This window comes from Gordonia sp. KTR9 (assembly GCF_000143885.2).
Lineage (GTDB): Bacteria > Actinomycetota > Actinomycetes > Mycobacteriales > Mycobacteriaceae > Gordonia.
The window spans coordinates 2135639-2149347 of sequence record NC_018581.1 but is presented as its reverse complement, the minus strand read 5'-3'; the positions used below and the strand labels follow the sequence as shown (position 1 = coordinate 2149347).

At 69.3% G+C, this 13709-nt stretch carries 11 protein-coding genes; 6 read left to right on the top strand and 5 right to left on the bottom strand.

The annotated features are described in order from the left end of the window. Positions 1-76 precede the first annotated feature (76 nt). From KTR9_RS10540 to glgB, 4 genes are all read left to right on the top strand, one after another. Positions 77-688: an isochorismatase family protein gene (locus tag KTR9_RS10540; protein WP_014926368.1), complete on the top strand. Its 612-nt coding sequence runs from the start codon at positions 77-79 to the stop codon at positions 686-688. 118 nt (positions 689-806) lie between these two features. Beyond that, the gene (locus KTR9_RS10535) at positions 807-2885 is read left to right on the top strand and encodes an ATP-dependent DNA helicase (protein WP_014926367.1); all 2079 of its coding nucleotides are present in this window, start codon (positions 807-809) and stop codon (positions 2883-2885) included. Between the two features lie 163 nt (positions 2886-3048). Further along, positions 3049-5049: a maltotransferase domain-containing protein gene (locus KTR9_RS10530; protein ID WP_014926366.1), complete on the top strand. Its 2001-nt coding sequence runs from the start codon at positions 3049-3051 to the stop codon at positions 5047-5049. 7 nt (positions 5050-5056) lie between these two features. Beyond that, entirely contained in the window at positions 5057-7279 is a 2223-nt protein-coding gene (gene glgB / locus KTR9_RS10525) for a 1,4-alpha-glucan branching protein GlgB (RefSeq protein WP_014926365.1), read from the top strand. A 25-nt stretch (positions 7280-7304) separates the two neighbouring features. Here glgB and KTR9_RS10520 read toward each other — a convergent pair whose 3' ends face one another. The 4 genes from KTR9_RS10520 to KTR9_RS10505 all read right to left on the bottom strand — a co-directional run bounded on the left by KTR9_RS10520 (position 7305) and on the right by KTR9_RS10505 (position 11251). Then, positions 7305-8249 carry a tetratricopeptide repeat protein gene (locus tag KTR9_RS10520; RefSeq protein ID WP_083888952.1) on the bottom strand — a complete coding sequence of 315 codons (945 nt, stop codon included), beginning with the start codon at positions 8247-8249 and terminating at the stop codon, positions 7305-7307. A 95-nt stretch (positions 8250-8344) separates the two neighbouring features. Further along, positions 8345-9499 (bottom strand): MFS transporter, encoded by a 1155-nt coding sequence (locus KTR9_RS10515; protein WP_014926363.1) that lies wholly within the window; start codon positions 9497-9499, stop codon positions 8345-8347. Between the two features lie 92 nt (positions 9500-9591). Next, entirely contained in the window at positions 9592-9987 is a 396-nt protein-coding gene (locus KTR9_RS10510) for a DUF3817 domain-containing protein (RefSeq protein WP_014926362.1), read from the bottom strand. Between the two features lie 61 nt (positions 9988-10048). Further along, complete coding sequence (locus KTR9_RS10505; RefSeq protein ID WP_044506428.1) at positions 10049-11251, bottom strand: acetyl-CoA C-acetyltransferase; 1203 nt, start codon at positions 11249-11251, stop codon at positions 10049-10051. 84 nt (positions 11252-11335) lie between these two features. On the opposite strand from KTR9_RS10505, the gene mce reads away from it, so the two are divergent. Then, positions 11336-11806 carry a methylmalonyl-CoA epimerase gene (gene mce, locus KTR9_RS10500; protein ID WP_010841717.1) on the top strand — a complete coding sequence of 157 codons (471 nt, stop codon included), beginning with the start codon at positions 11336-11338 and terminating at the stop codon, positions 11804-11806. A gap of 195 nt (positions 11807-12001) precedes the next feature. After that, on the top strand, positions 12002-12970 hold the full coding sequence (locus KTR9_RS10495) for a hypothetical protein (protein WP_014926359.1): 969 nt from the start codon (positions 12002-12004) through the stop codon (positions 12968-12970). A 15-nt stretch (positions 12971-12985) separates the two neighbouring features. Here KTR9_RS10495 and nucS read toward each other — a convergent pair whose 3' ends face one another. Next, the gene (gene nucS / locus KTR9_RS10490) at positions 12986-13669 is read right to left on the bottom strand and encodes an endonuclease NucS (protein WP_010841719.1); all 684 of its coding nucleotides are present in this window, start codon (positions 13667-13669) and stop codon (positions 12986-12988) included. Positions 13670-13709 lie beyond the last annotated feature (40 nt).

The following is a 13709-nucleotide window of genomic DNA, read 5'->3' as shown; positions in this document are numbered from 1 at the left end:
ACCCATCGACGCCGGCAATCGGCGATGGGCCCCGACGCCAGGAGGAACCGATGCCCCTCGACGACAGGAGAAACGGATGAGCGCCGAACGCAGCGACGGCACCCGGCCCGCCGACGCGCTGATCGTCGTCGACGTGCAGAACGACTTCTGCGAGGGCGGCGCCCTCGGGGTGAACGGCGGCGCCGCGGTCGCGCGGGCGGTCACGTCGATCCTCGACGAGTACCGGACCGTCGTCGCGACCCGCGACTACCACATCGACCCCGGTGACCACTTCTCCGACGACCCCGACTACGTCGACACCTGGCCGCCCCATTGCCGCGTCGGCACCGACGGTGTGGCGTTCCATCGCGAGTTCGACGCCGGCGCGGCGCACGAGATCTTCTCCAAGGGCGAATACAGCGCCGCGTACTCCGGTTTCGAGGGAGCGGCCGACGACGGGTCGACCCTCGCCGTCTGGCTACGCGAGCGGAAGGTCAAGACGGTCGACATCGTCGGCATCGCCACCGACCACTGCGTGCGGGCGACCGCGCTCGACGCGGTGGCAGCCGGATTCACCACGCGGGTCCTTCTCAACTTCACGGCCGGCGTCGCGCCGGAGACCACCTCGAAGGCGCTGTCGGCGCTGCGGGAGGCAGGTGTCGAACTCGTGGGCGACCTGCTCTACGACGGGTCGAGCCACACCGGGTAGCCCGCCGCGATCTCGACATCGAGGGAACCGACCGGGACCGCCATACGTCTGAACACAACACCCCGTACCCGGCCGCGTCTCCACCGCGACCACAGCAAGGACAACCGGAACCCACCTCATGCCCAACACACCCCCGGTGACCGACCTGCTCGACGCGGCGGTCACCGCACTCGGCGGTCGTCGCCGCGACGGCCAGGTCGCGATGGCCTCCGCGGTCGCGCACGCCATCGACACCGGTGAGCATCTCGCCGTCCAGGCAGGCACCGGCACCGGTAAATCGCTGGCCTACCTCGTGCCGGCCATCCGGCACGCGGTCGAGAGCGGCCGGACCGTCGTGGTGTCCACGGCGACGATCGCCCTGCAGCGCCAGCTCATCGAACGCGATCTCCCCCGCCTGGCCAAGGCGCTGAAGAAGCCGATCGGCCGCGAGCCCACCTTCGCGATCCTGAAGGGCCGCGGAAACTACTTGTGCCTGAACAAGATCCACTCCGGCACCGCCGATGAGCCGGACACCGAGCTGTTCGACCCGTTCGAGTTGTCGCGCACCGGCCGCGAGGTGACGCGCCTTCGGGAGTGGAGCAGCGACACCGAGACCGGCGACCGGGACGACCTGGTCCCGGGTGTGTCCGACCGGTCGTGGCGACAGGTCAGTGTCACCGCCCGCGAGTGCCTGGGCGCGGCCAACTGCTCCTACGGCGAGGACTGCTTCGCCGAGCAGTCGCGCCGGCGGTCCGGGAAGGTCGACGTCGTGGTCACCAACCACGCGCTGCTGGCCATCAACGCCACCAGCCCGGCGAACGTCCTGCCCGAACACGACGTCGTCATCATCGACGAGGCCCACGAGCTCGTCGACCGGATGACCTCGGTCGCCACCGACGAGTTGTCGGCTGTCTCGGTGGCGCTCGTCGCGCGCCGGTGCGGGAAGCTCGTCGACGAGGAGACCGCCGATGCCCTCCTGGGCGCCGGTGAACAACTGGGCGACCTGCTCGACGCGGCCCCGATGCGCCAGTGGACCGGTCTGCCGGCCGACGCGACCGCGGTCCTGGTCATGCTCCGGGATCGACTGTGGCAGGCACGCACCGCCATCGGCCCCGTGCGGATGGCCGGCGCCGACGACGGCGCGGCCGCCGCCCGATCCGCCGCGCTCACCTCGCTCGAGGACATGCACGACACCGTCGTCCGGGTTCTCGGTGCGTTCGACGAACCCGACGAGGCCAAACGGCGCGACGTCGTGTGGGCGTCGCTGGACACCTCGCGCCGCGGGACCGAACCCCGGCCGGTTCTGCACATCGCGCCGCTGTCGGTCGGCGGCCTGCTGCGCGCCTCGCTGTTCGCCGACGCCACCGTCGTCCTCACCTCGGCGACGCTCACGATCGGCGGGTCCTTCGACGCCCTCGCCGCCACCTGGGGACTGCCCGCGTCGGGGCGCGGAACCGACCGTCCGGTGACGGACGAGGCGAACGTCTCCGATGTCACCGCGAGCGGCAAGGCGGTTCCGTCCGATTCGGGTTCGGCCCGCTGGACCGGCCTCGACGCCGGTTCGCCGTTCGACTACCCGCGGTCGGCGATCCTCTACGTCGCGCGCCACCTCCCGCGGCCCGACCGCTCGGGCATATCGTCTCGGGCGATGGACGAGATCGCCGAGCTCGTGAACGCCGCCGGCGGTCGCACCCTCGGCCTGTTCTCCTCGATGCGTGCGGCACGCGAAGCGGCCGACGCAATCCGCGACCGCACCGACCACCCGGTGCTGTGCCAGGGCGACGACACCACTTCCACCCTCGTCCGGCGGTTCGCCGACGACCCCGCGACCTGCCTGTTCGGCACGCTGTCCCTCTGGCAGGGGGTGGACGTCCCCGGACCGTCACTGAGCCTGGTCCTCATCGACCGCATCCCTTTCCCTCGTCCCGACGACCCCTTGCTGACAGCCCGGCAGCGTGCGGTCGACGCGCGCGGCGGCAACGGATTCCTCTCCGTCGCGGCCAACCACGCCGCCCTTCTCCTCGCCCAGGGGGCCGGACGGTTGCTGCGCTCGGTCGACGACCGCGGTGTCGTCGCGGTCCTCGACTCCCGGTTGGCGACGGCCGGTTACGGCGGCTATCTACTCGCGTCGTTGCCCCCGATGTGGCGCACCACCGACCCCGCGGTGGTCCGCTCGGCTCTCGCCCGGCTCACCGATCCCGCGCGCTCGGTGGGCTGACCTCGACCGACCCCGGCAGTCCCCGTCCGGCCGACACGGCGCGCGGACCATGACAAGACAATCCCGTCCGCGGGGCACTAGGTTGGGAACCGGTGATACCAACGAAGGCGAGACCGACAGCGCACCCCGGCCAGTCACGGGAGCTGACGACAGGAGGCTCCACGTGATCGGGCGCATGGGTATCGACGACATCGCACCCCTTGTGTCAGCAGGCCAGCAGCCGGCAAAAGCTGTTGTGGGAGAATACTTCCCGGTCAGCACCACAGCCTGGCGTGAAGGACACGACGCCATCGGTGTCACGCTGCACGTCGAGACTCCCCGACGCGAGTCCTTCGACGTCCGGATGGTTCCGGCACCGGAGCCGGACACCTTCAACGCGGCCTTCGTGCCCGACGCCGTCGGATTCTGGACCTACCGCATCGAGGCCTGGAGCGACCCGTACGCCACATGGCGCTCGGCCGTCATCAAGAAACTCGATGCCGGGCAGGGCGCCGCCGACCTCGCCAACGACATCGAGACCGGGGCGCAGGTACTCGACACCGCCGCCGGACTCGTCGCGGGCGAGGACCGAGAGCTCCTGCTCGACGCCGCCCGCCAGCTGCGTGCGCGCCGACGCCGCGTCGAGAACCGGGTGGGCCTGGCGATCTCCGACGAGGTGGTCGAGCTGCTCACCGCGCACCCCGTCCGCGAACTCGTCACCAAGAGCCGTACCCACCGGGTGTGGGTCGACCGCACCCGGGCATTGTTCGGCTCGTGGTACGAGCTGTTCCCGCGTTCCACCGGCGGCTGGGACGGGGAGGGCAACCCCGTCCACGGCACGTTCCTCACCGCCGCCCAGGACCTGCCCCGCGTCGCCGACATGGGCTTCGACGTCGTCTACCTCCCGCCGATCCACCCGATCGGCGAGGTCAACCGCAAGGGTCCCAACAACACTCTCGTCGCGGGTCCCGACGACGTCGGCTCGCCGTGGGCCATCGGGTCCGCGGACGGCGGTCACGATGCGATCCATCCCCTGCTCGGCAGCGAAGAAGACTTCGAGTACTTCGTCGGCCGGGCTCGTGAACTCGGCCTCGAGGTCGCCCTGGATCTTGCGTTGCAGTGCGCGCCGGATCATCCGTGGGCGACCGAACACCCCGAGTGGTTCACCACCCAGCCCGACGGCACCATCGCGTTCGCGGAGAACCCGCCGAAGAAATACCAGGACATCTACCCGCTGAACTTCGACAACGACCGCAACGGCATCTACCGCGCGGTGCTGAAGGTCGTCCTGCACTGGGTCGGGCTCGGCGTCGACATCTTCCGCGTCGACAATCCACACACCAAACCGCCGAACTTCTGGGAGTGGCTGATCAGCGAGGTCAAGAAGCGGCACCCCGATGTGCTGTTCCTGTCCGAGTCCTTCACCCGCCCGGCGCGCCTCTACGGCCTCGCACGGCTCGGCTTCAGCCAGAGCTACACCTACTTCACCTGGAAGACGCTGAAGTGGGAGCTCGAGCAATTCGGCCGGGAGATCGCCGACCACGCCGACGAGGCCCGTCCGAATCTGTTCGTCAACACCCCCGACATCCTGCACGCGAGTCTTCAGCACGGCGGACCTGGCATGTTCGCCCTGCGAGCCGCTCTCGCAGCCACCCTCGCCCCGACGTGGGGCGTCTACAGCGGCTACGAACTGTACGAGCACGTCGCCGTCACCGAGGGCAGCGAGGAGTACCTGAACTCGGAGAAGTACGAGTTGCGGCCCCGTGACTACAAGGCGGCCACGAGCCGTGGCGAGTCTCTCGAGCCGTGGATCACCTCGCTCAACGAGATCCGCCGGCGCCACCCGGCGCTGCAGCAACTGCGCAACATCCACTTCCACCACGTCGACAATCCGGCGCTCATCGCCTACTCGAAGATCGACCCGGTGTCGGGCGACCGCGTCGTCGTCGTGATCAACCTGAACCCGTTCGGCGCCGAGGACTCCACGGTCTGGCTCGACCTGCCGAAGCTCGGCTTCGAGTGGTACGACCACTTCTCCGTCCGCGACGAGGTCACCGGCGAGGAGTACTGGTGGGGCCAGGACAACTACGTCCGCCTCGAGCCCTGGCGCGCGGTGGCGCACATTCTCGCCCTGCCGCCCCTCGACCCTGCCGCCGCACAGCAACTCGCCCTTCGGATCCAGTGAGGTATTCGTGACCGATCACCCCGATCCGCCGGACCTGCCGGACCCGAGCGCCACCGACCACGACCTCCGTCGCCTGGCCGCGCAGACCCATCCCGACCCGCACGCCTTTCTCGGTGCTCACGATGCGCCCGGCGGCACCACAATCCTTCGCACGTTGCGCCCGGACGCGACGTCGGTGTCCGCGGTCATCGGCGGGGTCGATCATCCGATGACCCGCCAGACCGACGACCTGTGGGTGGTCACCGTTGCGATGGCCGACCTCATGGACTACCGGTACCGCGTCGTCTATCCCGACCCCGCGGGCGGCACGTCGGAGTTCGTCGTCGCCGACGGTTATCGGTTCCTGCCGAGTCTGGGCGAGGTCGACATCCACCTGTTCAGCGAGGGCCGCCACGAAGCGCTGTGGAACGTCCTGGGCGCGCACGTGACGTCGTACACCACGACCGACGGCGACGTGCACGGCACCGCCTTCTCCGTGTGGGCACCGAATGCCCACGGCGTCACCGTGATCGGCGACTTCGACAACTGGACCGGACGGGTTGCGCCGATGCGCAAGGTCGGGGTCAGCGGCGTGTGGGAGGTCTTCATCCCCGACGTCGGCGACGGCACCCACTACAAATTCCGCGTCCACGGCGCCGACGGCGTCATCCGCGACAAGGCCGACCCGATGGCCTTCCGCACCAGCACCCCGCCGGCAACCGCCTCGCGGGTCACCGTCTCCGAGCACGTGTGGTCCGACGACGCCTGGATCGCGCGCCGGGAACGGTCCGCTCCCGAGCGCGAGCCGATGAGCGTCTACGAGGTCCACCTTGCATCCTGGCGGCAGGGCCTCGGCTACCGCGAACTCGCGCACGAGCTGGCCGATTACGCCGTCGAGAAGGGCTTCACCCACGTCGAGTTCCTCCCCGTCGCCGAGCACCCGTTCGGCGGCTCGTGGGGCTACCAGGTCACGTCCTACTACGCACCGACGGCCCGCTTCGGGACCCCCGACGACTTCCGCTACCTCGTCGACCATCTCCACTCGCGGGACATCGCCGTGATCGTCGACTGGGTCCCGGCCCACTTCCCCAAGGACGATTGGGCGCTGGCCCGTTTCGACGGCACCCCGCTGTACGAGCACGCCGACCCGATGCGCGGCGAGCAACTCGACTGGGGCACCTACGTCTTCGACTTCGGCAGGCACGAGGTCCGCAACTTCCTGGTCGCGAACGCCCTGTTCTGGTTCGGCGAGTTCCACATCGACGGCCTCCGCGTCGACGCGGTGGCCTCGATGCTCTACCTGGACTACTCGCGGCCGGCCGGGCAGTGGCGTCCCAACGTCCACGGCGGCCGGGAGAACCTGGAGGCGGTGCAGTTCCTCCAGGAGACGAATGCGACCGTCCACAAACACTTTCCGGGCGTGATCACGGTCGCCGAGGAGTCGACCGCGTGGCCGGGTGTGACCCGCATGACCGATCTCGGCGGACTGGGCTTCAGCTTCAAATGGAACATGGGCTGGATGCACGACACCCTCGACTACCTGTCACGCGACCAGGTGCACCGCAGCTTCCACCACCACGAGATCACCTTCTCGCTGGTGTACGCGTGGAGCGAGAACTTCGTGCTGCCCCTGTCCCACGACGAGGTCGTGCACGGCAAGGGCACCCTGTGGACGCGGATGCCAGGCGATTCGTTCGCCAAGGCCGCGGGCGTGCGCGTCTACCTCGCCTACATGTGGTCCCACCCCGGCAAGCAGCTGCTGTTCATGGGGCAGGAGTTCGGGCAGACCGGCGAATGGGCCGACAACCGGAGTCTGGACTGGCACCAGCTGGAGGGCTGGGAAGGCGAACTGCATTCCGGCATCTCGGCTCTCGTCACCGACCTGAACCGGATCTACCGCTCGCGACCCGCGCTGTACACCCAGGACATCGACCCGCTCGGATACGAGTGGATCGACGCCAACGACACCGCCAACAACGTGATCAGCTTCCTGCGGTACGGCACCGACGGCTCGGTCGTCGCATGCCTGTTCAACCTCAGCGGCTCCGATCGCGCCGATTATCAGATCGGGCTCCCGTCAGCGGGCGTCTGGGACGAGATCCTCAACACCGACGCGGCCGCCTACAGCGGCGCCGGACGGGGCAACATGGGGTCGGTGTCCGCGGACGGGCCGTCGTATCACGGCCGTCCCGTCTCCGCGCGGGTCATGCTCCCCGCCAATTCGGCGATCTGGCTCGTGCCGCGGGACTAGCCCCCGCGGCGCGCGCCTCACCCCGTCAGAACAGCGCGCTGGCGAGCTTGCGCCGTGCGCTCACGACGAACTGCTCGGCGGGATCGAAGAGTTCGAACAGCTCGAGCAACCGGGTGCGCGCACGGGTGCGTTCCTCGCCCGCGGTCACCCGGACGACGTCGATGATGCGGTCGAACGCGGCCTCGGGCTGTTGCGAGAGGAGCAGGACATCCGCGGCCGCCAGCTGCGCGTCGACATCACGCGGCGATGCCGTCTCCACGATCGCGGGGTCGTGCGCCTGTGCGCGCAGGATGAACTCGAGATTCCGCGCCGCGGACACGGCTTCGAGATTCTCCGGCTCGGCGTCGGCGATGGCCCGATAGTCCGCGAGGGCGCCGTCGAAGTCGCCGTCGTTCAGCTTCGCCTCGGCCGCGAGCAGCCTCGGGTCCTCGGGTTCCGGTTCGGGGGCCGGCCCGCCGGGGACGCCCGGCAGCACGTCGCCGACCTGGGCGAAGATGTCGTCGATCCACTGGGTGATCTCGGCTTCGGAGCGCACACCGTTGAACGCGGTCACCGGCTGACCCTGCACGATCGCGACGACCATGGGGATCGACTGGACCCGGAAGGCCTGTGCGATACGCGGATTCGCATCGACGTCGACCTTCGCCAGCATCCAGCGTCCGCCGGACTCGGCGGCGAGACGCTCCAGGACCGGCGACAGCTGCTTACACGGACCGCACCATTCCGCCCACAGGTCGATGACCACGAGCTGCTGCATCGACCGGTTGAGCACCTCGGCCTCGAACGTCTCCTCGGTGACATCGAGAACCGCTGCCGGCGCGGGACCCGAACCGGCGGCCGGTGGTTGCCCGCCCGGGACGGGTGCCTGACCGGCGTGGGCAGCCTGCGACTGTGCCCGTTGCGCCTGCGCGCGTTCGGCTTCGGCTCTCTCCTTGAGTCCGCCGAGATCCACTGCGCCGGACATGGCCATGGCTGCTGCCGCTTGCTGTCGGGCCGCGGCTGCGGCCTGCTGACGATTGGTTGGTCGCGTCACCCTTCCAGTGTGTCACGACCCGCGACGCGGAATCAGGTGGCGTCGGGCGAACGGGCGCCGTCCCCTACAGCGGTCGCGCGGGCCCCGTCGGGGCGGACGACCGGTGCGAGTGCGACGGCCAGGACAAGGGCCGCCACCGCGGCGAGCAACCCGGTGTTCAACGACGTCCGGCTGCTGATGAAGCCGACGACCGCGGGGCCGGCGAGCATGCCGAGGTAGCCGCATCCGACGACCGCGGAGATGGTCCGGCCACTCGACTCACTTGACAGATTGCCCGCCGCGGTGAAGATCTGCGGGATCAATCCCGCCAGGCCCAGTCCGAAGACGCCCCATCCCACGATCGCGAGCGCGGGTACGGGCGAGAGCACCGCGATCAGGATGCCGGCGGTGCCGAGCAGACCGCCGTAGCGGACGACGGCGACCGGACCCACCGACCCGACCACCGGGTCGATCACGAACCGTGCCACGGTCATCGTCGCACTGAAGGCGCCGAAGGCGATGGCGCCGACGGCTTCGGCGGAACCGAAGGTCTCGACCACGTGGAGGGCACTCCAGTCGTAGGCGGTGCCCTCGGCCAGCATCAGTGCGAAGGCGACCAGCGCCAGGAGCACGAGGCGGCGCCGATCCACCGTGTGCCACCACTTCGCGGGCGCGCCCCCCGCGGTGGACTCCGCGCGCCGGCTCGCATCGTCGGAGCCGACCTCGCGGTCGGCGAGCCCTCGTGCGTTCCACGCGACGACACCCACACCGGCCACCGCGGCGCAGGCCACCGTGGGGATGACACCGACATCGGCCCACAAGGTCGCGGCCACCACCCCGGATCCCAGCAGGCTGCCCGCCGAGAAGAATCCGTGGAACGACGACATGATCGGTCGGCGGTGGGCCCGTTCGACCACGACCGCCTGGGCGTTCATCGACACGTCCAGGCAACCGTTGGCGAAGCCGAAGGCGACGAGCGCGGCCGCGAGGGTGAGCGCATCGACGGCGAGCACCGGCGCGATGATCACCGCTGACAGCAGCAGCGCGGCCCCGATCGTCACCGGGCGAGAACCAAGGCGGTCGATCAGACGTCCGCAGACCTGCATCCCGATGAATGCCGAGGCGCCGAGAAGGAGGAGCAGGCCGCCGAGCTGATCGTGATCGACTCCGGTGCGCGCACTGATGACCGGGATGTGCGCCACCCACATCGCCGCGAGAAACCCGTTGAGCGCAAAGATCGCCCCGACGCTGCGGCGTGACCGGCGTAGCGTCGGGGCGATCGGAGGCGAGGTCGGGCCGGTCAGGCCGTGGCCTGCCTGGGTGCGCGGTCGGTGGACAGCTCGGCGAGATGACCGTTCCGTCGCGCCCACCACTCGAACACGATCGTGCCGAACGGCGGAATGCTCGACGCCAGCGCGAGCAGGGTCACGATCGGGATTCCGATCCGGCGCGAACCCACCGGCAGCTCCCACTTGACGGAGTTCCACTTGAGCTGCACGGCCGTGAGGAGAGCGACGACCACGAAGAGCACGAAGACGACTCCGTGGATCATTCCCGGCTTGGCGATCGCCTCGTCGTCGTCGTTGACCCGCTTGACGACCATCGCGACCAGCAGGACAGCCCAGGTGATCGCCTCGGCGACGGCGACGAACCGAAAGCGCTTGGCGGGTGTGGTCAGGTCGAAGAAAGACAGCATGGCCCTCATTGTGCCGAATCGGACAGGAAACTACTACGAGATGTCGTAGACATCTCGTTCATCACGCCTTGGGAACCCGGACGATCAGGGCGTCACCCTGGCCGCCGGCACCGCAGAGCGCGGCCGCACCGACGCCGCCACCGCGTCGCTTCAGCTCGAGCGCGAGGTGCAGCGCGATACGCGCACCGGAGGTACCGATCGGGTGGCCGACGGCGATCGCGCCGCCGTTGACGTTGACGATCTCCGGGTCGATCCCCAGCTGCTGGGTCGACGCCAGACCGACGGCGGAGAAGGCCTCGTTGATCTCGATGAGGTCGAGATCCGCGGGCGCGATGCCCTCGCGGTCGCATGCCTTGACGATCGCATTGGCCGGCTGCGCCTGCAGGGTGGAATCCGGACCGGCGACGACGCCGTGGGCACCGATCTCCGCCAGCCAGGTCACTCCGAGTTCTTCCGCCTTGGCCTTGCTCATGACCACGACGGCCGCCGCGCCGTCGGAGATCTGCGACGAGTTGCCCGCGGTGATCGTGCCGTCCTTGCGGAAGGCCGGACGCAGGCCCGACAGCGACTCGGTGGTCGTGTTGGCCCGGATGCCCTCGTCCTCGGCGAACTCGATCGGGTCGCCCTTGCGCTGCGGGATGGACACCGGGATGACCTCGTCGTCGAAGACGCCGTTCTTCCACGCGGCGGCGGCGCGCTGATGGCTGCGCGCTGCGAACTCGTCCTGCTGCTCACGGGTGAATCCGTCGGCGTCGTTGCCCTGCTCGGTCAGCGCCCCCATCGGCTGATCGGTGAAGGCGTCGAACAGTCCGTCGAAGGCCATGTGGTCGACGAGCTCGGTGTTGCCGTACTTGAAACCGCCGCGGCTGCCCGGCAGGAGGTGCGGCGCCTGGGTCATGGACTCCTGGCCGCCGGCGACGACGACGTCGAACTCGCCCGCCCGGATGAGCTGGTCGGCCAGCGCGATCGCGTCGATGCCCGACAGGCACATCTTGTTGATGGTCAGGGTCGGGACGTCCCAGCCGATGCCGGCCTTGATCGCGGCCTGACGAGCAGGCATCTGACCGGCCCCCGCCGTCAGCACCTGGCCCATGATCACGTACTGGACCTCGGACGCGGGAACCCCCGACCGCTCCAGCGCGCCCTTGATCGCGACCGCACCGAGGTCCACTCCGCTGAAGTCCTTCAGCGAGCCCAGCAGGCGGCCGAAGGGTGTGCGTGCACCGGCGACGATGACCGTTGTCGTGTCGGCAGTCGAAGTCATGAAGAGAACCTCCGGGGTGTGAAAAAGGGGGGCCAACCGAGCGCCCGCTCTGTGCGCTCAACACCTCAACGCTACCGTTGTCCCATGTCTTCCTCTGCAACGGACCCCAGCACCACCGCACTCATCTCCGACCTGATCGTCGCCATCGATCACGTGGGCATCGCCGTCCCCGATCTCGACGCCGCCAAAGAGTGGTATGCGACCCACCTCGGGTTCGAGACACTGCACCAGGAGACGAACGCCGAGCAGGGTGTCGAAGAGGCCATGGTCGGACCGGCCGGTGGCACCGGCGCGGTGATCCAGTTGCTCGCACCACTCGACGAGTCGTCCACCATCGCCAAGTTCATCGACCGCAACGGCCCCGGGCTCCAGCAGCTCGCCGTGCGGGTGACCGACGTCGACGCGGTCACCGCACGACTCACCGAAGCCGGCGTCCGCGTCCTCTACCCCGCCGCCAAGCGAGGCACCGCGGACTCGCGGATCAACTTCGTGCACCCCAAGGACGCCGGCGGCGTCCTGCTCGAACTCGTGGAGCCCGCCGCCACCGCGCACTGACCGGTCGCGACTGCCGAAAGTCGCTGCCCCGCTGACCAACTCAGCACGACCGGCCGGACGAACCCAACGACGGTCCGACCGGCCGGCGCATCCACGCGGTCGTCCTCGCGACGACCGCGTGGACTGCGAAGATCGTCGCGCGCGTCGTCGCCGACGCCGAGGAGATCGCGCGCGCTCTCCGATACACTGGCCGCCATGCCAGGTCCCGCACGGCAGTTGCCCTTCGCGATAGTGATGCGCGGTTATGACCGTGAGCAGGTCGCCGACCACCTCCAGCGGCTCGACGCCGATCTGCGCGTCCTCGCCGCCGATCGCGACGCCGCCACCGCCAACGCGCACGAACTCGCCGCGCATCTCGAGGACGCCCGCGAGGAGATCGCCGAACTCCGCCGCGAGATCGACAAGCTCTCGGTCCCGCCGACCACCGCACAGGGCATGAGCGAGCGACTGTCCCGCATGCTGCAACTGGCGTCCGACGAGGCGTCGGAGATGCGCGCCGAGGCCTCGGCCGAGGCTGCCGAGACACTGTCCATCGCCCGCCAGGAGGCCGCCGACATGCGGTCCTCCGCCGCGACCGACGCCGAGCGTGTCCGCGGCGAGGCACGCTCCGCCGCGAAGAAGCTCGTCGACGAGGCCGCTGCCAGGGCGCGGCAGGTCAAGGAGACCGCGGCCGCCAACGAGTCGGAATCCGCCCGCCTCATCGCGGAGCGCACCGCCGCGATGGAGGCCGAACACACCAAGACGATGCAGGCCGCGAAGGACGAAGCCCGTCGTCTCGTGGAGAAGGCCAAGGCCGAGGTCGCCGAGCTGGAGGCCGTGAGCGACGCCGAGCGCCGCGCCGAGCGCGAACGCCACGACGCCGAGCTGGCCGACCAGCGCGAACGCGCCCTGGACGAAGCCGCACACATCCGGCAGACCGCGCTCGACATCGCCACCGAGCGGCTCGACAGGTCTCGCGAACTCGCGCGGGCGGCCGATCAGACGCGTCAGGACATCGCCGCTAATCTCGGTCGGCTCCGCGAGAAGCTCGCCGAGCTACCGGAACTACTCGCCCAGCCCGACGACTCCGAGTACGCCGTCCTGTCCGACGCCGACGACCTCGAGCTCCTCGACCGCAAGCTGTCTCCGGAGGCACGGTCGTCGGAGGTGCGCTCCAACGCCTGACCGGCTCGGCGTGCTCTAGAAGAGCCGGAACTCCGTGCTTTCCGCTCCCCGCAGTTCGTCGTAATCCAGCACCACACAACGGATTCCGCGATCCTCGGCGAGAGTCCGGGCCTGCGGCTTGATCTGCTGGGCGGCGAAGACCCCGGCAACCGGGGCGAGCGTGGTGTCGCGGTTGAGCAGTTCGAGATATCGGGTGAGCTGCTCGACGCCGTCGATCTCACCGCGCCGTTTGATCTCGACGGCCACGGTGGCACCCGACGCGTCTCGACACAGCAGGTCGACCGGCCCGATCGCGGTCATGTACTCGCGACGGATGAGGGTGTGGCCCGGCCCCAGCGTCTCGACGTGCTCGGCGAGCAGTTCCTGCAGATGCGCCTCGACCCCGTCCTTCACGAGCCCGGGGTCGACACCGAGCTCGTGCTGGGAGTCGTGTTCGATCGACGCGATGGTGATGCGGAGTTCTTCACCGGCCTTGTTGGTGACGACCCAGTACGCCTGCGCCTGCGTTCCGTCGGGAACCTGCGCCTCGGTGAGCCAGCACGGCGGGCTCATCCAGTTCAGTGGCTTGTAGGCACGGTCGTCGGCGTGCACGCTCACCGATCCGTCGGACTTGATCAGCAGCAACCGCCGAGCCATCGGCAGATGAGCGGTCAACCGCCCCACGTAATCGACCTGACACTCCGCGATGACGAGACGCACGTGCCCACCCTAGGGCATCGGAATCGAGTTCCCCTCGACC